Source organism: Collinsella sp. TM05-38 (genome assembly GCF_003466445.1).
Lineage (GTDB): Bacteria > Actinomycetota > Coriobacteriia > Coriobacteriales > Coriobacteriaceae > Collinsella.
In genome coordinates this window covers 1-21077 of sequence record NZ_QSPM01000003.1, presented here as the reverse complement: position 1 = coordinate 21077, position 21077 = coordinate 1, and the positions used below count along the sequence as shown (strand labels likewise).

The 21077-nt window shown below is 58.8% G+C and carries 15 protein-coding genes; 11 read left to right on the top strand and 4 right to left on the bottom strand.

All coding sequences use genetic code 11. From position 1 onward, the window contains the following. Positions 1–101: 101 nt before the first annotated feature. Complete coding sequence (locus tag DXD49_RS01870) at positions 102–1124, top strand: YitT family protein (RefSeq protein ID WP_117734269.1); 1023 nt, start codon at positions 102–104, stop codon at positions 1122–1124. Positions 1125–1273: 149 nt separating this feature from the next. Continuing rightward, a complete protein-coding gene (locus DXD49_RS01865; protein WP_158550184.1) occupies positions 1274–2512 on the top strand; it encodes a zinc-ribbon domain-containing protein in 1239 nt (412 codons plus the stop codon). Positions 2513–2652: 140 nt separating this feature from the next. Here DXD49_RS01865 and DXD49_RS01860 read toward each other — a convergent pair whose 3' ends face one another. Then, on the bottom strand, positions 2653–4116 hold the full coding sequence (locus DXD49_RS01860; protein WP_117734271.1) for a M20 family metallopeptidase: 1464 nt from the start codon (positions 4114–4116) through the stop codon (positions 2653–2655). Positions 4117–4284: 168 nt separating this feature from the next. On the opposite strand from DXD49_RS01860, the gene DXD49_RS01855 reads away from it, so the two are divergent. The 3 genes from DXD49_RS01855 (at position 4285) to groL (ending at position 8330) form a co-directional block, all read left to right on the top strand. Beyond that, positions 4285–5922, top strand: coding sequence for an amidohydrolase (locus tag DXD49_RS01855; protein ID WP_233502086.1), 1638 nt, complete (start codon positions 4285–4287; stop codon positions 5920–5922). 380 nt (positions 5923–6302) lie between these two features. Continuing rightward, the gene (gene groES / locus DXD49_RS01850) at positions 6303–6596 is read left to right on the top strand and encodes a co-chaperone GroES (RefSeq protein WP_022094351.1); all 294 of its coding nucleotides are present in this window, start codon (positions 6303–6305) and stop codon (positions 6594–6596) included. A 96-nt stretch (positions 6597–6692) separates the two neighbouring features. After that, positions 6693–8330, top strand: coding sequence for a chaperonin GroEL (gene groL, locus DXD49_RS01845; protein WP_117734272.1), 1638 nt, complete (start codon positions 6693–6695; stop codon positions 8328–8330). A 132-nt stretch (positions 8331–8462) separates the two neighbouring features. Here the strand turns inward: groL and DXD49_RS01840 are convergent, their stop codons facing one another. The 3 genes from DXD49_RS01840 to DXD49_RS01830 form a co-directional block, all read right to left on the bottom strand. Beyond that, the gene (locus DXD49_RS01840) at positions 8463–9752 is read right to left on the bottom strand and encodes an IS110 family transposase (protein WP_158564841.1); all 1290 of its coding nucleotides are present in this window, start codon (positions 9750–9752) and stop codon (positions 8463–8465) included. A 388-nt stretch (positions 9753–10140) separates the two neighbouring features. Next, positions 10141–10995, bottom strand: a complete 855-nt coding sequence (locus DXD49_RS01835; RefSeq protein ID WP_117794056.1) for an alpha/beta hydrolase — start codon at positions 10993–10995, stop codon at positions 10141–10143. Positions 10996–11009: 14 nt separating this feature from the next. Continuing rightward, a complete protein-coding gene (locus DXD49_RS01830) occupies positions 11010–12635 on the bottom strand; it encodes a PucR family transcriptional regulator (protein WP_117794055.1) in 1626 nt (541 codons plus the stop codon). A gap of 235 nt (positions 12636–12870) precedes the next feature. Here DXD49_RS01830 and fdrA point away from each other — a divergent pair, with 235 nt between their 5' ends. From fdrA to DXD49_RS01800, 6 genes are all read left to right on the top strand, one after another. Continuing rightward, the gene (gene fdrA / locus DXD49_RS01825; protein ID WP_117794054.1) at positions 12871–15876 is read left to right on the top strand and encodes a DUF1116 domain-containing protein; all 3006 of its coding nucleotides are present in this window, start codon (positions 12871–12873) and stop codon (positions 15874–15876) included. 9 nt (positions 15877–15885) lie between these two features. Continuing rightward, positions 15886–16779, top strand: a complete 894-nt coding sequence (locus DXD49_RS01820) for a DUF2877 domain-containing protein (protein ID WP_117794053.1) — start codon at positions 15886–15888, stop codon at positions 16777–16779. A 40-nt stretch (positions 16780–16819) separates the two neighbouring features. Beyond that, positions 16820–18070, top strand: a complete 1251-nt coding sequence (locus DXD49_RS01815; RefSeq protein WP_117794052.1) for a dicarboxylate/amino acid:cation symporter — start codon at positions 16820–16822, stop codon at positions 18068–18070. A gap of 64 nt (positions 18071–18134) precedes the next feature. After that, positions 18135–19496, top strand: coding sequence for a dicarboxylate/amino acid:cation symporter (locus DXD49_RS01810; RefSeq protein WP_233541720.1), 1362 nt, complete (start codon positions 18135–18137; stop codon positions 19494–19496). Positions 19497–19554: 58 nt separating this feature from the next. Beyond that, positions 19555–20607, top strand: a complete 1053-nt coding sequence (gene allD / locus DXD49_RS01805) for an ureidoglycolate dehydrogenase (RefSeq protein WP_117794050.1) — start codon at positions 19555–19557, stop codon at positions 20605–20607. Positions 20608–20663: 56 nt separating this feature from the next. Beyond that, positions 20664–20852, top strand: coding sequence for a hypothetical protein (locus DXD49_RS01800; protein WP_147347820.1), 189 nt, complete (start codon positions 20664–20666; stop codon positions 20850–20852). Positions 20853–21077 lie beyond the last annotated feature (225 nt).

Below are 21077 nucleotides of genomic sequence, written 5' to 3'. Positions count from 1 at the left end.
ATGCGGGCATACCGCTCGTCTAACTAAGGGTTGCAATTGCCGCGTTCCGCGTTACCCTAATGGGCGCATTGTTTCCAAATTGTTAACGAGGAGTTGCCGTAATGGCTGACGAGCACGAAACAGAAAGCAAGGCATGGGCGATTGAGGCCGCTGCGGCAGAGGCGGCATCGCGTGCTGCCGAGGAGGTGCATCGTCCTCCGGTGGTGCCGATGGAGCGCGTTGTCGATCGCGATGTTATTGAGCAAGGCGAACGCGCCGGCCGCAAGCGCAGCCAGGAACCAGGCTTTCCGCGCTTTTTTGCCGAGCTCAACCTGGGCCTGATCCTCACGGCCTTTGCCATCGTGGCTTTCAAAACGCCCAATCACTTTGCCTTCGGCGGCACCTCGGGTGTGTCGGTCATTCTTTCTACGCTGTTCCCGACTCTGCCCGTCGGCGTCTTTATGTGGATTATCAACGCGGTCCTGGTCATCTTGGGCTTTATCTTTTTGGAGCGTAAGGCAATCCTGTGGAGCGTCTTTGCCTCCTTTGCGCTTTCGGCCTACGTCTCGCTGTTTGAGCTCTTTATCCCGACTGATGTCTCGATGACGGGCGATATGTGGCTCGACCTGTGCTTTGCCGTGATTCTGCCGGCCCTCGGCAGCGCCATCGTCTTCGATATTGGCGCCTCGACGGGTGGCACGGACATTCTGGCCATGATCCTCAAACGCCGCACCACGCTCGAGATTGGCCGCGCGTTGCTGCTGGTCGATATCGGCATCGTAACTATCGCGGCCTTTTTGTATGGCCCGCGCGTCGGCCTGTATTGCGTGCTCGGCCTGTTTGCCAAGACGCTTGTGGTCGACAAGGCCATCGAGAGCATTCACCTTCGTAAGGTCTGCACGATCATTTGCTCCGAACCCCTTAAGGTCGAGGAGTTCATCGTCAAGCATCTCAACCGTACGGCGACCATCAGCCGCGGCTACGGCGCCTTCTCGGGCAAGTGCGTGACGGTGATCATGAGCGTGCTAAGCCGCCGCGAGGCCGTGCAGCTGCGTCGCTACGCGCGCGAGGTCGATCCTGGTGCCTTTATCACGATCGTTGACAGCTCCGAGATCGTCGGCAAGGGCTTCCGCGGAACGAACTAACGCGAGCGCGCTCGTCTAACAATCAAATAACGCCCTGCGCGTTGCAAAAACGTCATCTAGGAGAATTTGTCCTCACACTGGGTGATAATGATGACAAGACATCGTTTGCGATCCAGGTGATTCGCTCAAGATTCGAAGGGATGATTTCGATGTTCTGTTCGCAGTGTGGCGCTCCCATGGGCGATAACGACAAGTTCTGTGGCGCGTGTGGTGCTCCTAATGCAGCGGCCGGTGCGGCTCCTCAGGGGCAGCCTCAGCAGGTCATGACGCAGCCGCCCGTGGTCAACGTGCCCAAGGGCTGTGTGGCTCAAGCGTTTGAGGATATGACCAAGATGCCGGGCGTACTACAGCGCGTGTGCCAGATCGCCTTTTTGCCGGCGCTTATCTGCGTCGTGTCGGTGCTCGTGCTGTTCATTCCCGTTATCGGCGGTATCGCGGCTGCTATCGGCTTTTTGGCAGCCTGTGTGGCAAGCGCGTGCGGTTCTGGCTTTGGCATCGAATGGGGCCGCGACCTGTCGCTCAAGGTCGATGACGGCATCGACCGTCCGTTGATGCGCTCCACGTCGTTTGGTCTCGGAGTCTTTTCGGGCGTCATCTCGAGCGTGCTCAAGGTCATTGCTGCCATTCCCGTTATTGGTGTAGTGCTCTCGGTAATTGAGGGCGTTGCGCTCGGCGCCGCAGGTTCGTACTCTTACTACGGCTCCTATGCGCTCGAGGCCGCGCTGTTTGGCTCGCTGGGCCTGCTTGTCCTGGCTCTGATCGCTTCGGCGGTCCTGGGCGTCTTCTTTAAGATGTTCGCCGACATTGCCGTGATGCACTTTGCGGTGACCGGTCGCGTTGAGAGCGCGTTTTCGCTCGATAAGGTCTGGGCGGCCTTTAAGAACAATAAGACTAAGCTGTTCTGCGCTTCGTTTATTCCCGAGTTTTTGACGGGCCTGATCGCCAACGTCATCACATGGATCTTGACGGCCGTCTTTGGCGCCATTGCCTCTGTTGGTATGTATAGCTACTACTACCGCCCCACGGTTATTGAGGCAATCGTTTCCGGCGGCGGCGTCACGCTCGTGCCGTTTCTGGTGCTGATCGCATTCGTCACCGTATTTCTTACGGTCTTTGGCAGCATGCTCAAGCATCGTGCCGTTGGCTACTGGGTGGCGCGTTACGCAAGCGAGTGGGCCGACGAAGACAAGGACGACGTCCTGACGTTTGTGCTGCCGTTTGAGAAGAAGGCCGCTCCTTCGGGCTATAGCGCTCCGGATGCTGCGCCCGCGCCCGAGCCGGCGCCTGCACCAGAGCCGGCGCCCGAGTCCGAGCCCGAGCCAACGCCTGAACCTGAGCCCGAACCCGAACCCGAGTCGAGTTCCGACGAGGACCTGCAGGACGAGTAGCCCTGCCGCCTGCCATTTGGGGACGGGGAGAAATGGTAGAAATAGAGCCTGACAAATGAGCGGGGGCGAACGTTGAGATAGCGTTCGCCCCCGCTTTGACATCGCGATGCGGCTATGACTGCGAGATAGTCGCGAATCGACTACTCGTCGTGCTTCTCCTCGCGGCGAGCGGCGGCGCGAGCTTCGTGGATGCCCTTGATCGCGGCATGGCGGGCGGTGCGAGCATCGTGCATGGCGTCGCGCGCCTCAGCGGCAGTCGCCTTGGCAGAGCGCAGCCTGGCGGCCAAGTCGGGGTTGGTCTCGGCAACCGCGGCGATCGTGGGGCCGTCGAGCTCCTCTTGCGTGGGCTCGGCCAAAAAGTCGATGGCATACTGGGCGGCCACCATGGAACCCTTGGCCAGTACGGTCTCGTCAATCTTGTAAAAGCAGGAATGTTGGGCGTACGTGGCGCCAATCTTGGGGTTGCGCGTACCTACAAAGGCGAGCACACCCGGTACGCGGCGCAGGTACTCCGAAAAATCCTCGCCCGAGAGCGTGCCGCGATAATGGCCTTGGCCGGCGGGGCCGAGACATTTAATTACAGCCTGACGGCAGCGCTCGCTCGAGGCCGCGTCATTTTCGACCTTGTAGTTGGCGATGGTGTAGTCGGTGAGCTCTGCCTCGGCGCCCAAGGCTGCCGCAGTATGCTCCACGATGCGGCGCATAAGCTCCGGCATTTCCTCGTGGGTCGAATCGCCGTAGGTGCGCACCGTGCCGGCGAGGTAGGCCGTGCCGGCAATAACGTTGCGCGCGGTGCCGCCGTGCAGCTCGCCGACGGTGATGACCGCCGGCTCGTAGGGGCTAATCTCGCGCGAAACGATAGTCTGCAAGGCGTTGACAATCTCGGCGGCAACCATAACGGCGTCGTGGCCGCGCTGGGGCATGGCGCCGTGGCATGAGGTGCCGCGTACGTCGATGCGGAACCAGTCGGTGTTGGCCATGCGTGGACCGGGCTCGCAGCTTACGGTGCCGGCATCGACCTCGCTCCAGATATGCGCGGCGTAGGCGCCATCGACGCCGTCGAGCACACCTGTGCCGATCATGAGCTTGGCGCCCTGGCCGTTTTCCTCACTGGGCTGGAAGACGATGCGGATCTCGCCGTGGATGTCGTCGGTCATATGGCGCAGAATCTGCAGCGTGCCGAGCATCATGGCGATGTGGCAGTCGTGGCCGCAGGCGTGCATGCAGCCCTCGTTGACGCTAGCAAACTCCTCGCCGGTCTGCTCGGTAACGGGCAGGGCGTCGATGTCGGCGCGCAGCAGGATGCGGCGGCGCGGCGTGCCGTCCTCGCGGTAGGCATCGGGCGCGGTGCCGCGAAGGGTTGCCACCAGGCCCGTCTTAAGGGGGCGCTCATAGGGGATATTCATGGCATCGAGCTGATTGGCGATGTCAGAAGTCGTGCGCTCCTCGGCGAGGCTCAGCTCTGGGTGCTTATGGAAGTGGCGGCGCTGCTTGATGATGTAGGGCTCAAACTCGGCAGCGATATCTTGGATGGCTGCGGTGATGTCGTCAGCCGCTCGCACCCCGGTCGCTGCCATAATCTGCTGTGCCTTGGTCTTCGTCATGATCGATTTGCTCCTTGCTGGGTTGATCGCAAAATCGTACAGGCTGCCTCCAGTATGCCACCTGCCACTTGGCGTGGCAAAGCAGCCGTTTGCCGCTTGGGGTTTAGTAACAAGAGTGGGGGAGTACACTCGGGGGTGTTGAATTTCCTGCCAGAGATGGGGATGCCCATGCAACATATCGATCGGATAATCCGCTCCAAGAACGTCTTTACCGCACAAGACGGCATCGATGATGCCCGTGAGCTGGCGATTGCCATCGCGGGCGACCGTATCGTCGCGGTCGGCAAGCCCGACGATGTGATCGCCGCGGCTCCCGCCGTCACGCCGGTTATCGATTACGGCGAGCAGTTTGTTTGCCCCGGTTTCCACGATGCGCACTTGCACTTCTTCCATACCTCGGTTGGCGCCTCGCCGTACATGCTCATGGATATGGGCACGTCCGAGGCAGCACTGGTACAGCACGCGCTCGAGTTTTCCCAGGACCTGCCCGATGACGCTTGGGTTGTGACGCAGGGCTGGCGCGACTACCGTTGGGACCCGACCGAGCATCCTACCAAGGCGTCGCTCGATGCGGCATTCCCCGATCGCCCCTGCGTTATGTATTCGGGCGACGGGCACACGCTGTGGCTCAACAGCCGCGCGCTCGAGGCGCTCGGCGTCTCGCGCGACAGCGAGCCGCCAGCGGGCGGCAACTACGACAAGGACGCAAACGGCGAACTCACGGGCATTGCGCACGAGGCGGCTGCCATGCAGCTGCTGCCGCGCTGCCTGGAGTGGCTGGGCGAGGACCGCATCGCGAGCGCTTACGCCGACCAAATGAAGCGTATGGCAGAGCAAGGCATCACCTCAATCTGCGATATGTCGCTCATGCCCATGCCGGGCTGCGATTTTATCCGCGACGACGTCTACGACAAACTGCAGGCAGCCGGCAAGCTGGGCATCCGAGCCCATCTGTTCCCCACGCTGCTGGATGACCAGTCGCGCTTGGAAGAGCTGCAGACCCGCTACGCGAACAACGCGCTGCTCTCGGCGCCGGGTTTTAAGCAGTTTTTCGACGGCGTGTCGAGCGAACACACGGCCTATCTCACCGAGCCCTATACCAACCCGCGCTTCCCAGGCGACCAGGGCCGTCTGACGGTTCCTGCCGAGCGTATGCGCAAGCTGGTCCTCGCTGCCGCGGAGCGCGGTCACACCGTGCGCATCCACGTCATCGGCGACGGTGCCATCCATGCCGCGCTCGATATCTTTGAGGAGGCCGCGGAACTGTACGGCCTGCCCCAGCACGGTCATAACACGCTCGAGCATCTGGAGAATTTGCTGCCTCAGGACATCGATCGCCTGCGCAAGCTCAACATCATTGCCTCGAGCCAACCCTGCCACATCACGCTCGACCCAGGTGGTCCGGAGCGCGACCTGGGCCTGGAACGCAGCCGCATCATGTGGCCGTTCGCGACCTATAAGCAGCGCGGTATTCGCCAAGCCTTCGGTACCGACAGCCCTATCACGCCCGTTACCAGCATGAACGTGCTCTACACGGCTATCACGCGCCAGGACCCCAAAAGCCACTGGCCCGAGGGTGGCTGGCTGCCGAGCGAGCGCATCGATGCGGCCACGGCTCTGCGCAACTACACCCTGGGCAGCGCCTATGCAGCGGGCGACGAGCAAAACCTCGGCAGCTTGGAGCCCGGCAAGTATGCCGACCTGGTAGTCCTGGACCAAAACCCGCTCACCATCGACCCCCAAGAACTCCAAGCCACCAAGGTTCAGGCCACCTACCTGGCAGGCAACTTGATTTACGAGCGCTAACCCCATCCGCATCGCCATTTTGCTGCACTGACTTTTCTGAATGCCGTGCCCGATAACGTTGACTCAGCTCCCGTGTGGCGCCGGAGGGGCGGGGCATAAGGTTTATCGCGAGTTCCGCACGAGCCGAAGGCCACTTAATGTGGCCTTCGTGCGAGCAGGACTGCCCGAGCAGGAAACCTTATGCCCCGCCCCTCCGGCGCCACACGGGAGCAACCGCTAAGTTATCCCCCGGCATTCAGAAAATCTAAGTGCCAAAAAATAAGATTTTTTGACTCCGTGTTGTATAACCCGCCATTCGTGGGTACCATTCAACGCGTACGCAAACAAAAAGGGTTAATTCGCGTGGTATAACCGCGCGGCCCAAAAAGGAGGAGACAAGCATGTCGTCTTTGAAGCCGCTTGCAGATCGTGTTCTGGTCAAGCCCGACGAGGCCGAGCAGAAGACCGCTTCTGGTCTGTATATCGCCAGCAACGCTCAGGAGAAGCCGCAGCGCGGCACCATCGTTGCCGTTGGCGCCGGCAAGGTCAACGACAAGGGTGAGCGCATCCCCATGGACGTCAAGGTCGGTGACGTTGTCATCTACGGCAAGTTCGGTGGCAACGAGGTCAAGGTCGACGGCGAGAAGTATCTGCTGATGCGCGCCGACGACATCTACGCCGTCGTCGAGGCCTAGTCTCGTCAGAATCTCTGATTCGTCTTTGAACGCGCCCGCCGCATAGGACTCGGAAGCGGCGACGCGAGTCGCATTTCTTTTGGAGGATTACCTACCATGGCAAAGAACATTACGTTTAACACCGATGCCCGCGCTAAGCTTGCCAAGGGCGTCAACACTCTGGCCGACGCCGTTACCGTCACCATGGGCCCCAAGGGTCGCTATGTTGCGCTGCAGCGCACGTTCGGTGCCCCGACCATCACCAACGACGGCGTTTCCGTCGCCAAGGAGATCGAGCTCGAGGACAACATCGAGAACATGGGTGCTCAGCTGGTGAAGGAGGTCGCCACCAAGACCAACGACACCGTGGGTGACGGTACCACCACCGCAACCCTGCTCGCCCAGGCCATCGTCAACGACGGTCTGCGCAACGTCGCCGCCGGCGCCAACCCGCTGGCCATCCGTCGCGGCATCGACAAGGCCGTCAACGCCGCCGTTGCCGAGATGAAGAAGCAGGCCAAGCCGGTCGAGACCAAGGAGCAGATTGCTTCCGTCGGTACCATCTCTGCCGGTGACCCCGAGGTCGGCGAGAAGATCGCCGAGGCCATGGAGGTCGTGGGCAAGGACGGCGTCATCACCGTCGAGGATTCCCAGACGTTCGACATCACCATCGACACCGTCGAGGGCATGCAGTTCGACAAGGGCTACGTCTCCGCTTACTTCGTCACGGACAACGACCGCATGGAGGCCGTGATGAAGGATCCGTTCATCCTCATCACCGACCAGAAGATCTCCAGCGTTCAGGACATCATGCCCGTTCTCGAGGCTGTCCAGCGCGCTGGCCGCGGCCTGCTCATCATCGCTGAGGACATCGACGGCGAGGCTCTGCCTACCCTGGTCCTCAACAAGATCCGTGGCGCCCTCAACGTCTGCGCCGTCAAGGCCCCGGGCTACGGCGATCGCCGCAAGCGCATCCTCGAGGACATCGCCGTCCTCACCGGTGGCCAGGCCGCTCTGGACGAGCTGGGCGTGAAGGTCGCTGATATCACCGCCGATATGCTCGGTACCGCTAAGTCCGTCACCATCTCCAAGGACAACACCGTCATCGTCGGCGGCGCTGGCTCCAAGGAGGCCATCGACGCCCGTATCGCTCAGATCAAGGGTGAGATGGAGAACACTACCTCTGACTTCGACCGCGAGAAGCTCCAGGAGCGCCTGGCCAAGCTCTCCGGTGGCGTTGCCGTCATCAAGGTCGGCGCTGCTACCGAGTCCGAGCTCAAGGAGATCAAGCATCGCGTCGAGGACGCCCTTCAGGCTACCCGCGCTGCTGTCGAGGAGGGCATCGTCGCCGGCGGCGGCGTCGCCTTCATGGACGCTGTGCCCGCGCTCGATGCTGTCGAGATTGACGACCCCGAGGAGAAGATCGGCGTCGACATCGTCAAGAAGGCTCTGACCGCTCCGGTCGCCACCATCGCCAAGAACGCTGGCTTTGAGGGCGCTGTCGTGGTCGACAAGGTTGCCGAGCTGCCCGCTGGCCAGGGTCTAAATTCTGCCAACGGCGAGTGGGGCGACATGATCGAGATGGGCGTCCTCGACCCCGTCAAGGTCAGCCGCGTCACCCTGCAGAACGCTGCTTCTGTCGCCAGCCTGATCCTCATCACCGAGGCCACCGTCTCCGATGTGCCCAAGAACACTCAGCTTGAGGATGCTATCGCTGCTGCCACCGCTGGTCAGCAGGGCGGCGGTATGTACTAAGGCCGACAAGGTCTAGAACTCCCACCGGGAATCCGGGGGCGTGACGGGGTTTCTCTCCGGAACGTCCTCGGACATGCAAAGAGGCTCCGCATCGCGCTTCGCGCTGCGGAGCCTCTTTGCGTCCTGACGCTCCTATTTGGCAAGGTGTTTTTTAGAATCCATTTTGCGCTCGGCCTCGAAGGCCCGCCTGTCCCAATCGAGCGGAAGTCCGGCCTCGACCCATGCCTCGTAGGCCCTCCTTATGGGCTTGAGCTCCCTTTGGCCCCTCTCCAGCATCGAGATGTACTTCTCGCTGGTGCCCAATATGGACGCCGCCCTCACCTGGCTGACCTTCGCCGCGCGCCTGGCCGCCACGAGCCCCGAGGCGTCCTCGGGCCTCCTGATCTCGTGCGGGTGCATCAGCGCCCGGTACGCCTCCCTGGCCACGTAGCGCTTGAGGCACCTCATGACCTCCCTGTCGCTCTTCCCCCGCCCCCTGGCCCTCTCGGCGTACTCGGCGGTCTCGGGGTCGCGCATGACCCTCTGCCTCGCGATCTCGTGCAGCGCGCTGTTCGCCTGCCGGTCGCCGCCCCTGTTGAGCCTGTGCCTCACGGTCTTGCCGCTCGAGGCGGGGATGGGGCAGGCCCCGCATATCGCCGCGAACGACGCCTCGGAGCGCAGCCTGCCCGGGTTGTCCCCGGCCGCGACCGCGAGCTTGGCCGCGCTCACGGGCCCGCACCCGTACATCGCCAGCAGCGCGGGGCAGTTCTCCTCCAGGGACGCCTCGATCGCGCGCTCCATGTCGAGCGCCGCGTCGCGCGCCGCCGCCCACAGGTCCGCCAGCGCGCCCAGCGCGGCGCCCAGCGCGCCCTCGGCGCGCACGGAGGGGAGCTCCTCCATCAGCCTAGGCCCTCCCATGCCGCGGAACCTCGACCTGAGCCCCTCCGACGCGGTGGTGAGCAGCGACCTCGCGGTGTTGATCGCCGAGGTCCGCGCCTTCACCGCCCCGGAGCGCGCCGCGAGCATGCAGCGCACCCCGTCGACCCACCCGTCCTGGCTCTTGGGGGTCCCGAGCTTCGAGCCGGACATCGCCGCGCGGGCGGCCCTCTCCGCGTCCGCCTCGTCGCACTTTCCCTGCCCCGGGCGCCTCCTCTGCATCCTCGCCGGGGAGAGCGCCTCGCGCACGGGCATCCCCAGCGACACGAGGTGCCTGGTGAGGCCCGCCCCGTAGGACGACGTCCCCTCCATCGCGACGCAGGCCGGCTCCCCGGCCGCCGCGATCGCCCCGGCGAGCGCCTCGTAGCCCGCCGCGTCGGCGGGGAACTGGCGGGACAGGACCTTGCGGCCCCTCCAGTCGAGGACGCACAGCCAGTGCGAGTCGGCGTGGGTGTCGACCCCGCAGAAGACCGGCCCGCGGGCGCCGGGTGTCGATTCGGTTCTCATGTTTCGCTCCGTTCTTTCCGTGCTCGCCTGGACCGGGCAGACGGCACACTGACGGGGCGCGATAGAATGCGGTTGTTCGGGTCCGCGGTATCGCTCCATGCTCCTATTAGGTCATGCGGCGGTCTCGGCTCGCCGCGGCCCGCGCGGGACATGTCAGGAAACGAGGGCAGCCCTGTGGGCGCCAGCGGAATGTGGGGTCACCGCGCGGTCCGCATCTGATGGTGTCGACGTCAATGGTATACGGGTGCATCATCGACGTCTTCAATACAGAAAATATCAGTGCGGAATGTTCCGGAGAGAAACCCCGTCACGCCCCCGGATTCCCTGCGTTTACGGCCTTGAGGTCGGCGTGGGCGGAAAAGGAGAGAGGGGCGCTTGCTTGGGAGGGCTATTGTTGCGAGATGACCTGTTGCATCCAGGTCAGAACTTCTTTATAGACTTCTGCACCTGTAGGGTTCGAGGTGTCCCGATCGAAGTCATGGGGGAGGTAGTAGACAGTTTTCATGCATACGTTTGACGCCTTTGACCTGAGACTCTTTGACATGCGAAGGGGGATGTCCTCGTCACCGCTACTGGCCGCGATGAACGTCGGCGGCAGATTTGCAATATCCTCATCGGATAGCGACCAGAATTCCGGAGAGCGATACGGCTTTGATCCGTCGAGCCCCATGAGCTCGAGCCAAGCGTTTTCGTGTTGCCGGGCGTAAACGTATAACGCATAGCGCATGCTTTTTGGACCATTTGTTGGTTTACCGTTTGAACCTTCAACTATGGATTTGACAGTCTTCTGGTCGATTTCAGGGAGAGATAGGTACGCTTTTGCTGGAGAACGGATTGCCCTGTCGCAGAGATCATAGTAGCCGTAGAAATCGATAATGCCCAGAGGTTGCGGTAGGTGACGGTTCCGGCGTATTTCCCGTGCGAGTGTGAGAACGAGGTTGGCTCCGGATGATCTTCCAAACAGGAAGTAACTGTCAAGACTACCTTCTCGAATTGATTGTGCAACGGTTGAGGAAAAAATCGACATCGTCGATTCGATGATCTCGCTGTAGCAACTCTCGGGAGCAAGGGGATAGTCGGCGCTGACAATGGTGTAGCCCGCAGAGAGCAGCATGTTGACATATGGAGTTGGCAAATCATCGCGCTCGCCGTACAACAACCCTCCTCCATGCAGGTAGAAGAGGGCGATGTGACGGTTCAAAGACCCTTTTGGAGCGGCAATGGTGACCAATGAGCTGTCCATCAATCAATTCCTTTCTATATTCGGCCTGCCGTCAAACGGAGGATTTTTTCGGCAAGCACAACCTGTAAGTAATCATCGGGGTCTTTGATGTCAATTTGATATATCTCGCGCATCCTTTCGACGCGGTATCGGACGGTTTTGGAGTGAACGAATAGCTCCTTTGCCGTCTTTCCGTAATCGAGGCCGTTGTCGCACAATTTGACAAGGGTATTTAAGAGTTCAGGTTGCTCTTGCGACAATCGAGAGATGCGGGGGTCGATGAACCCGTCGAGCGCGTTGGCGTCTCCGACGGCGAGCAATAGCTTATAGACTCCGAGGTCGTCATATTTGAAACAGCGGTTGCGGTAGGCTGCTCCATCGAAGAGACGATAAGAGTCCAGGACCTCATCGTTGGCTTTGGAAATCGAATACCTGTCGTGCTCGCCGCTTAAAATTGCAACATGTGTAAATAAGGGGAGCGTGGACTGGCTATGCAGATCGTCGAGCGCATTTTGAATTACATCGCTATCGAGGGACGATAGGCGGCTTCGGTAGTTATGGAGAAAAACGGCGCGGTCACCATTGATGAAGTACACCATACCAGGATAGAGAGTACGGAGCTTTCGCCTAATGGCTTGATGGATTTCATCTTGACGGTCGACATCTGTTGGGTCGACCATATCGATATGGATAAGGAGCGCCTCGTAGAGTGGGTATTGATCAATCCCCAAAAGTGCAAGCGCGCCATCGACTTTGCTTTTAGAGGTATACCGTCCAAGCAACAAGTCATGAACTGCGTTGTTGTTCTGAAAGAATACTTTTTGTTTGATAGCGTTTTGTTTGAGAATCTCCATCTGGAGAAGGCTGACTACGTTCTCGACCGTCATGGTATCAAGCGGGGACAGGCTGACGCCAAGGTTATGGATAATCAGGTAGTAATCGGTTCCGTCTGAACTTGGTATACGGATGGCGAGCGCTTGCGCATCGGAGTTCGCGTCCGGGCCGGAATCATTCTCCGCGTTATACATAAGTCGCGCAGAATAGTACGCATGGGTCTGGTAAGGGTTGGGATCGAGCCTTTGAAACGAGAAGCCGCTGAACGCTGCCTTCTCGGAATCAGTCGAAAAGCGGCGATCTCTTGAGGTGTCTAGATACGTGACATCGACTTTTAGCGTGTTTTTGACCGTGTTGAGAATATAGGGGATTGATGGCTGCTTGAGTGCAAGCGCCATGAGGTGCTTGTGGACATCGTAGAAGCGGTTAAGAAGCGTAAGGTTTGAATCGAGGATGTGGCCCATCACGTCCATGAGAATGGATTCATATTTGACGCCCGGTTGAAGCTCAATGAGGGGCATTTCGAGATCGTTGCACAGATCGACAATTTGCTTCGGTGCCTCCGACAGAAGACGTTCGGGCTTGAAGGCAATTGCTCCGATGCCGATAGAGCTCATCTTCGTAAAGAACTTTGCGATTTCTACAGAGCTCAGATGTTCAAGAGCATAGAAGCTTGAAATGATGAGCTGGCCGCGCTTTCCCCAGTTCTCGATGTCGGCAGCCTCGAGAACCATCGCGCTACTTATCTCGTGATCAAGGCCCTTGATTCCGGCGATGACCTGAGACGATTCGAATGATGGTAAATGCAAAATCTCGCGAACGATCATCAGCGCTCCTTTTGGTCAGCCGAGAGCTTAAGGGGTATCGGTGATTATATCTTTTCATTTTTGGATAAAGAAATACATCCTAAATTAGACAACTGGGACATGAAGCAACAGTGCATAGATGAAAGAATCTCATCATGCACTGCGGCGGCCAGCAACCCGGGTTTATGGCCGATCGGACTGTTGGCTCTTAAGAAGCGAATGAGAGCCAACCTTATTGAACCAAGGAGGATGTTCGATGCTCAAAACCGTAATCAAACAAAACGCGTATCAAGACTCCATCAACCTGATGCTGCTGACCAATAAGATCAACACGCTTGACGGTGTTATCCAGAGTCAAATCATGATGGGCACTGACGCAAATAAGGATATCTATAAAGCTGCAGGCCTTCTAACCGATGAGGCTGCTGCTGCCAACCCCAGCGATATGGTTATCGTTGTCGAGACCGAAGACGAAAGCGTCATCGATACGGTGCTTGCCGAGGCCGAGGCGTTCTTGAACGACCTTTCGGTAAAGAAGGAAGTCGCGGGCGTCCCCGCCGAGGCGACGAGCTGGGAAGAGGCCGTGGCGATGCTTCCCGATGCTAACATGGCTCTCTTCTCCATCCCTGGTGAGTATGCCGCTCCCGAGCTTGAGCGCGCACTTGACCTGGGGCTCAATGTCTTTTCTTTCACGGACAATGTTCCCCTGGAGGACGAGGTTCGTCTGAAGAAGAAGGCTCATGAAAAGGGGCTGCTCTTCATGGGACCTGACTGCGGCACCGGCGTCGTTTCGAGTGTCCCTGTGGCATTTACTAATGTCATCAATCCCGGCAATATCGGTATCGTCGGTGCTTCTGGAACCGGCATCCAGGAGGTTACGTGCGTGATCGACCGCCTGGGAGAGGGCTGCGTGCACGCAATCGGCACGGGTGGCCGCGATCTTAATGAGAAGGTCGGCGCCGTCACCGTTAAGGACGCCATCGTCGCACTCGAGCACCATGACCCGACCGATGTCATCTGCGTCATCTCCAAGCCGCCTGCGCCCGAGGTCCGCGATGAGGTTGTCGATCTTCTGGAGAAGTGCACCAAGCCTGTCGTCGCCATTTTCATCGGCGAGAAGCCCGAGGCGCATCAGGGCAAGGTCTACCTTGCACACACCCTTGAGGAAACCGCTCGCATCGCCGTCGACCTTGCTCGCGGCGAGGCCGTCAAGAAGAACTACACCGAGCCGCTCGACATCACCGTCGATACTCCGCTTGGCGAGGACAAGACCGTCATCGGCCTGTATTCCGGCGGTACCCTCGCTGGCGAGGCTGCCATGATGATCACCGAGGCCCTGAATCTTGGCCACATCATCAAGGAAGACGGCTACATGCTGCGCCATGGTGGCTATGACGTTATCGACCTCGGCGACGACGTGTATACCCAGGGTCGCCCGCATCCCATGATCGACCCCGAGGTCCGCATCAAGATGATGCGCGATTACGCTGCCAAGGACACCACCGGTGTCATCGTGTTTGACTGCGTTTTGGGCTATGGGTGCCATCCCGATATGGCTTCCGAGCTCGCTCCGGTTATCTCCGAGTGCATTGCCTCTGCCAAGGCGGAGGGCCGCGATGTCAAATTCGTCGGAACTGTTGTGGGTACCAAGCACGATCCTCAGGATTACGACCGCTCCGTCGAGATTCTTCGCGAGGCCGGCGCCATCGTCGAATCCAGCAACGCTCGCGCCGTCCGTGCCGCGCTCGCTTTCAAGGGCATCGACTATGCCGAGGAAGACCGCGAGGTCGTTCCTTACGAGATCAAGGACAACAGCCCACTGCCCGAGCCTTCCGAGGCCGTCATGGAGCTTTTGACCACCAAGCCGCGCGTTATCAACGTTGGCGTGGAGAGCTTCAACGAGCCGCTGCGCAAGTACGGCGCCCAGAGCGTCCAGTACACCTGGAAGCCCAAGGCTGGCGGCAACAAGCGCATGATCCATCTGCTCAACGAGCTCGACAAGATCGACGGTATCGATGAAGCAAACGAGCGCATCTGCCAGCGCTTTAAGGAGTCGCAGCCGCAGCTTGTGGATGTGAAGGTCGCCAAGGACGTTATCCCCGAGCTCAATCGCGCAAAAAAGACGCTGCTGCACGCTGGTCCTCCCATCACCTGGGAGAACATGCAGGGCCCGATGAGGGGTTCGTGCATCGGTGCCGCGCTCTTTGAGGGCTGGGCGGAGACCGAGGAAGAGGCGCTTGCCCTGCTCGAGTCCGGCGAGGTCGAATTCATCCCGTGCCATCACTGCCATGCGGTGGGCCCCATGGGCGGCATCACCTCTGCCAACATGGCCGTCCTCGAGGTTGTGAACACGGTCGACAATACGGTCGCTTACTGCACCATGAACGAGGGTATCGGCAAGGTTCTGCGCTTCGGTGCCTATAGCCAGGAGGTCGTCGATCGCCTGCACTGGATGGCTGATGAGCTCGGCCCGGTCCTCGCAAAGGCCCTCAAGCTTTCCGACGGTGGCATCAACCTTAACGTCCTTATGGCTCGCGCCATCACCCAGGGTGACGAGTTCCACCAGCGCAACATGGCCGCCACGCTCAACTTCGTGAAGGAGATGGCTCCGCTCATCGTCCAGACCGATGTTCCCGAGGATGCCAAGCGGCGCGTTATCCAGTTCCTGTGCGATACCGACCAGTTCTTCCTCAACGTGATGATGGCTACGGGCAAGTCGATCGTCGACTATGTTCGCAAGGATCAGGAGGGTTGCGTTGTCTCCACGATGACCCGTAACGGTTATGAGTTTGGCGTGCGAGTCTCTGGCCTAGGCGACCAGTGGTTCACCGCTCCTGTCAACACCCCGATCGGTCTCTACTTCACGGGTTTCACGGCAGAAGATGGCTGCCCGGATAACGGCGACTCCGCAATCTGCGAGACGGTCGGTGTTGGCGGCATGGCTATGGTTGCAGCGCCCGGCGTTACCCGCTTTGTCGGCGCTGGTGGGTTCGAGGACGCTCTCAACATCTCCAACGAGATGGAGAAGATCTGCGTGACCCATAATTCCAACTGGGCTATCCCCACGTGGGACTTCAAGGGTACCTGTCTGGGCATCGATATCCGCAAGGTTGTCGCCACCGGCATCACCCCGATCATCAACACCGGTATCGCTCACAAGAAGGCAGGTATCGGCCAGGTTGGCGCCGGTACGGTTCGTGCCCCGCTCGCTTGCTTCGAGCAGGCTCTTGAGGCCTATTGCGCCAAGCTCGGTATCGAGTAGGCGGCACCCATGATTCCATCCCTGGTGAGCGATTATGCCCTGAGGCGTCTGGAAGGGTGCCGGATGGGCAGCGTGCACAGCACGTTTGCGACGAGCTTCAACATCGACATGGACGGCTTTCTACTTCACGTCGGGTCTGTCGATGCTCCGCTTTCGTGCTTGGGCCTTTCGATCGCCTCCGATGAGATGGAAGGACTTCGCACATCGGTGGAGCCCGGCGATCGCGTCGTGCTCCACGATGGCGTCCTCCGTATCTACGGGTGCTGCGGAATAGGGGAGATCGATATCTGCGCTGCCCCCGCTCGAGTATGCAATGTGCCTGCGTTTGCTTCGGGCGAACTCGCGGGTATCGATTCTCTTCTCTTCTACGCGCTCGAACCCCTCGACCTTCCTGCGCGTTGCGGCCTTCCCGACGAACCGAGATCGCGCCGCGTGCTCGCTGAGCTCGCGCGCTATTCGGCGATCTGCTCGTGCGGCGCGGCGGGTGATGCGCAAGCTGCCTCGTCGACGCGAGCATGTGCCGCCCGCCGCGCCATGACGGCCGCGGTTGACTACCTCGTTGGTAGAGGACTGGGGCTCACTCCTTCGGGTGATGACGTTCTGTGTGGCTACGGTACCGGTCTGAGATTCCTATGTTCGGCAACGTATCCGGATGCTTGGAATCTATACGTGCGCACTGTTCGCGATGTGGCCCCCGCTAAGACCACGCGAGTAAGCGAGGCGTACCTCGAGGCTATGTGCGAGGGATACACGAACGCGGATTACCTCGATTTGCTTGACGCGATTCAGTCTGATAAGTCGGACGATTTGCCCGCGCTTATCGAAACGGTACTGAACGTCGGCCATACGTCGGGAGCCGACAGCCTTTTGGGCTTCGCGGCAGCGTTTTGTTGCCTGCTTTAATACATGAAAGTAGTTGTTCCATCACAGAAAGGAAACTGAAATGGCAGCTGAAACTAAGAAAAAGAAGGGCATCGACATTACAGTCTGGCTGTTGATCTCTATGATCGCCGCTGTTGTCGTGGGTCTTGTTGTCGGAGAGCCGATGAAGAATGTCCAGTTTATCGGTGACATCTTCTTCCGCCTGATTCAGATGACGATTCCCATCTTCATTCTCTGCACGATCGTCAAGTCCGTCGGTGGTTTGACGCCGCAGACACTTTCGGGCATCGGTCTCAAGGGAATCATCGTCTTTATTGTTACGACCGGTATTGCCGCCGCAATCGGCGTCAGCCTGGGCGTTACCCTGCAGCCTGGTTCCGGTCTCGAGAACTCCTCGATTGTTGCCAACGCCAGCTTTGACGGCGAGGCGACCGCTATGATGTCCATCCAGGACACCATCACGGGCTTCTTTGGTAACAACATCGTGGCATCGCTTTCCAACGGTTCTATGATTCAGATCATCATTTTCGCCGTTGCCTTTGGCCTGGTTATCAGCTTCTGGCGTCACTCCCATGATGGTGAGTGCATGGCATATGACCTGTGCTGTGAGGTCTCCGACCTGCTGCTCAACATCATTCGCGCCGTCATGAAGATTGCTCCCATCGGTATCTTCTGCTACGTGTCCGCTATGATCGGCACGCTCGGTATGGACATTCTGCTGCCCCTGGGCAAGTACTTCCTCGTCATGCTCCTCGGCATGGCCATCATGTTCGCGATCTACTTTATCGTCGTTCCGATCTATTGCCGCGTGAGCCCGTTCAAGCTCATGAAGAAGATGCTGCGCATGACCGTGACGGCATTCACCACCATCTCTTCTGCCATTACGCTGCCCACCGCTATGGAAGATGCTAAGAACCGCATCGGTATCCGCGAGGACATCGTTGACGTTCTCCTGCCCCTCGGTGTGCCCCTGAATTCCAACGGCGTTGCCATCCATATGGCTGTCGACGCCCTGTGCATCGCCCAGATGTATGGCGTTCACTTTGGCCCCAATGAGCTTCTGACCGTTTGGGTTATCTGCACCATGATTGCGTTCGTGAACGCAGCCACTCCTGGCGCATCGCTGGTTTCCCTTACCATGATGGTCCCTGCCCTCAATCTGCCTATGGCTGCTATCGGTATCTTCGGTGGCCTTGAGTATCCCACCGGTGCCTCCCGCACGCCGCTTAACGTCGACGGTGACGTCTTTGCTGCGATGCTCGTTGCCGGCCCCGATGGCATCGACCATGAGATTTTCGACACTACGGACTAACTCGTACATATGGAGCACCTGTTCTGCAGGCGCTCCGGTCCCCACTCGGACCTAAAAGGCCTGGTTGCTAGAACGCTATGAGAACGTCCTGCTTCTGAGCATATCCCATCCACCTATACGGGGAAGAGCGGTTTCCCAAGGGACAGTGATAACAATGGCAAGTGAAACATCGAGTCAAACCAAACGATTTAAATACAATCCTACGGCGGCTATGGTTGTCTCTATGGTTGCCGGTGTGGTTGCGGGACTTGTTGTCGGCCCGGCCATGCAAAACATCCAGTTTATCGGCAACATCTTCTTCCGCCTGATTCAAATGGGCATCGTTCCCTTTGTGATGTGCGAGATTATCGGCGCCATCGGCTCTTTGTCCAAGAGAGAGCTTGCGGGCATCGGTTTGCGCGCGACGATCGCTTTTTTGGTCTCGTCTTTGCTTGCAGCGACATTCGGCATTTTCTGCACGGTGGTGTTCAAGCCCGGCGCAGGTCTTGCGCAGACCGCCCTCGTGCAATCTGCGACGACTGACCTCGAGGCAACTTCTGTAAGCATCTCGCAGACCATTACCGATTTCGTCCCATCCAATATCATCGGTGCCATTGCATCGGGCTCCATGGTTCCTTGCATCGTCTTCTCCATTTTCTTTGGCATTGCGATCATTCTTGTCCGCGAGAACGGTGACGGATCTTGTCCGGTCTACGGCTGGGTGCTCAATCTCAATGAGATTTTGCTCCAGATCATCAAGATCGTCATGAATATCGCACCAATCGGAATCTTCGCCTATGTCTCTTCGTCGGTGGGCGCTCTTGGATTCGACGTTCTCCTTGCAATCGGCAAGTACATCTTGGTGCTTGCGGGGGCAACCCTCGTATTCACGATTGCCTGGTTCATCGTCGTGAGCGTGCGCTGCAAGCTCAACATCGTGACCTTGATGAAAAAGATGGTTCCGATGTCTGTTATGGCAGCCGCCACCATCTCTTCGGCAGTGACGTTGCCCATGGAGATGGAGGATGCGAAGAACAAGATCGGCCTGCGCCGCGACATTGCCGACCTCGTTCTTCCTCTGGGCGTCCCTTTGAACTCCAACGGTTCCGCCTTGCATATGGCGGTTACGGCAGTGTTCGTTTCCCAGATGTATGACATGGAGTTTGTGGGCAGCGCGCTGATTATGGTCTGCGTTATCTCCTGGTTGCTTTCGCTTGCCAACGCCGTTGCCCCAGGCGCAACCCTCATCTCGCTCACGATGCTCATCCCGGCGCTTGGCCTGCCCTTGCAGGCAGTGGCAATCCTCGGTGGCCTCGAGTATATCGTTGCTGCCATCCGCACCACGCTCAACGTCAACTCCGATGTCTTCTGCGCCTTGCTTGTTGCGGCAAAAGAAGAAGGCGGTATCGATCGCGATATTTTTGACGGCGTTAAGCAGGCTGCATAACTGGTTCGTATCAATTTCTATCAACGTCTATTAATCATTTTCTTAGGAGGTTTTACCCATGCTCGTATCACGTGAAGAACTCAAAGGCCTTATGAAGAAGAAGTTTATGGCGGCAGGCATGCACGAGGATCATGCAGACGCTCAGGCAGAGGTCCTCGCCTGGTCCTCCGAGCGTGGACTGCATAGCCACGGCGAGGTGCGTGTTGAGTACTATACCGAACGCATCTCCAAGGGCGGCATGACGATCGACCCGAAGTGGACCTGGGAACAGACGGGTCCCTGCACAGGCATCCTGGACGCCGACAATGGTTGCGGTTACCCGTTTGCCATTCAGGGTATGGAGAAAGCCATTGAGCTTGCAAAGGAGAATGGCATTGGCTTCGTCGGTGTTGCCAACGTTTCGCATACCGGCGCCATCGGATACTACACCGAGATGGCTGCCAAGGCGGGCATGATCGGCCTGAGCTGCACGCAGTCTGACCCCATGGTCATCCCGTATGGCGGCGCCGAGCCGTTTTATGGTACGAATCCCATTGCTCTTGCGTGCCCTACGGCAGATGATCGCATCGTAGAGTTTGATATGGCTACGACGGTCCAGGCGTGGGGTAAGATTCTTGACGCCAAGAGCGCTGGGCGCTCCATTCCCGAGGGCTGGGCTGTTGACGAGGACGGTCGCCCCGTGACCGATCCGCATCTCGTTAACGCCCTCGTCGCCATCGCGGGTCCCAAGGGCTACGGCCTCATGATGATGGTCGATATTCTGTCCGGCGTGTTGCTCGGCGTTCCCGCAGGCAAGAATGTGTCCTCCATGTACCATGACCTTTCAGAGGGTCGCCGCCTCGGTCACCTTAACGTTGCCATCAACCCCGAGTTCTTCTGCGGCGATAAGAATTTCCGCGAGCACATGTCTGAAGTGCTCGATGAGCTTGGCGCTGTTAAGCCCGGCGTCGGTTTCGACAAGGTCTATTACCCTGGCGAGCGCGCGCAGCTCCGCATCAAGGCAACTCAAGAGGCAGGCGGTATCGAGATCGTCGACGATATCTACGATTATCTGGTGTCTGACAAGCTCTATATCAACAGCTGGGACCATAAGAACCGCTTTGCCGAGTAGGTTTAATGCAGGCGGCGGGTTCCGGTGCTCGCCGCCTCTTGTTTGGGGTTCTTGCTATGAATAACAAAAAGATCGTCATCCTGGATACGTGCGCGACTGCTCCAAACGACATTTCCAAGGACGCGATTATGCAGATGGGGAATTTGGCTATCTACGACAGGATGCCCCTGGAGTTTATTGCCGAGCGTATCGGAGGCGTGAACATCGTAATCTCAAGTAAAGCTGAAATTGATCGAGGGCTGTAATCCTTCGCCCTATATCGCTTGGTGCCCCTATGAGACACACGTTCGTATGATCGATATCGATGCCGATAATCTCCGTCACCATTTGGATGGTAAATGCATTAATTGCATTGAATCCCTGGTTAAGAAACCCCTTAAGCGAAAGGAAAATAATATGAGTAAACCGTACGGTAAGCCCGACCGCATCGTCGTCGCCCTCGGCGGCAACGCCCTCGGCAACAACCCCGT

What these genes read in the sequence shown, in the direction of transcription:
- DXD49_RS01835 (WP_117794056.1), bottom strand. Translation starts at nt 10,995, where the DNA reads ATGGACAGCTCATTGGTCACCATTGCCGCTCCAAAAGGGTCTTTGAAC.
- groES (WP_022094351.1), top strand. Translation starts at nt 6,303, where the DNA reads ATGTCGTCTTTGAAGCCGCTTGCAGATCGTGTTCTGGTCAAGCCCGAC.
- fdrA (WP_117794054.1), top strand. Translation starts at nt 12,871, where the DNA reads ATGCTCAAAACCGTAATCAAACAAAACGCGTATCAAGACTCCATCAAC.
- DXD49_RS01855 (WP_233502086.1), top strand. Translation starts at nt 4,285, where the DNA reads ATGCAACATATCGATCGGATAATCCGCTCCAAGAACGTCTTTACCGCA.
- DXD49_RS01865 (WP_158550184.1), top strand. Translation starts at nt 1,274, where the DNA reads ATGTTCTGTTCGCAGTGTGGCGCTCCCATGGGCGATAACGACAAGTTC.
- DXD49_RS01860 (WP_117734271.1), bottom strand. Translation starts at nt 4,116, where the DNA reads ATGACGAAGACCAAGGCACAGCAGATTATGGCAGCGACCGGGGTGCGA.
- DXD49_RS01870 (WP_117734269.1), top strand. Translation starts at nt 102, where the DNA reads ATGGCTGACGAGCACGAAACAGAAAGCAAGGCATGGGCGATTGAGGCC.
- DXD49_RS01800 (WP_147347820.1), top strand. Translation starts at nt 20,664, where the DNA reads ATGAATAACAAAAAGATCGTCATCCTGGATACGTGCGCGACTGCTCCA.
- DXD49_RS01820 (WP_117794053.1), top strand. Translation starts at nt 15,886, where the DNA reads ATGATTCCATCCCTGGTGAGCGATTATGCCCTGAGGCGTCTGGAAGGG.
- DXD49_RS01840 (WP_158564841.1), bottom strand. Translation starts at nt 9,752, where the DNA reads ATGAGAACCGAATCGACACCCGGCGCCCGCGGGCCGGTCTTCTGCGGG.
- allD (WP_117794050.1), top strand. Translation starts at nt 19,555, where the DNA reads ATGCTCGTATCACGTGAAGAACTCAAAGGCCTTATGAAGAAGAAGTTT.
- DXD49_RS01830 (WP_117794055.1), bottom strand. Translation starts at nt 12,635, where the DNA reads ATGATCGTTCGCGAGATTTTGCATTTACCATCATTCGAATCGTCTCAG.
- groL (WP_117734272.1), top strand. Translation starts at nt 6,693, where the DNA reads ATGGCAAAGAACATTACGTTTAACACCGATGCCCGCGCTAAGCTTGCC.
- DXD49_RS01815 (WP_117794052.1), top strand. Translation starts at nt 16,820, where the DNA reads ATGGCAGCTGAAACTAAGAAAAAGAAGGGCATCGACATTACAGTCTGG.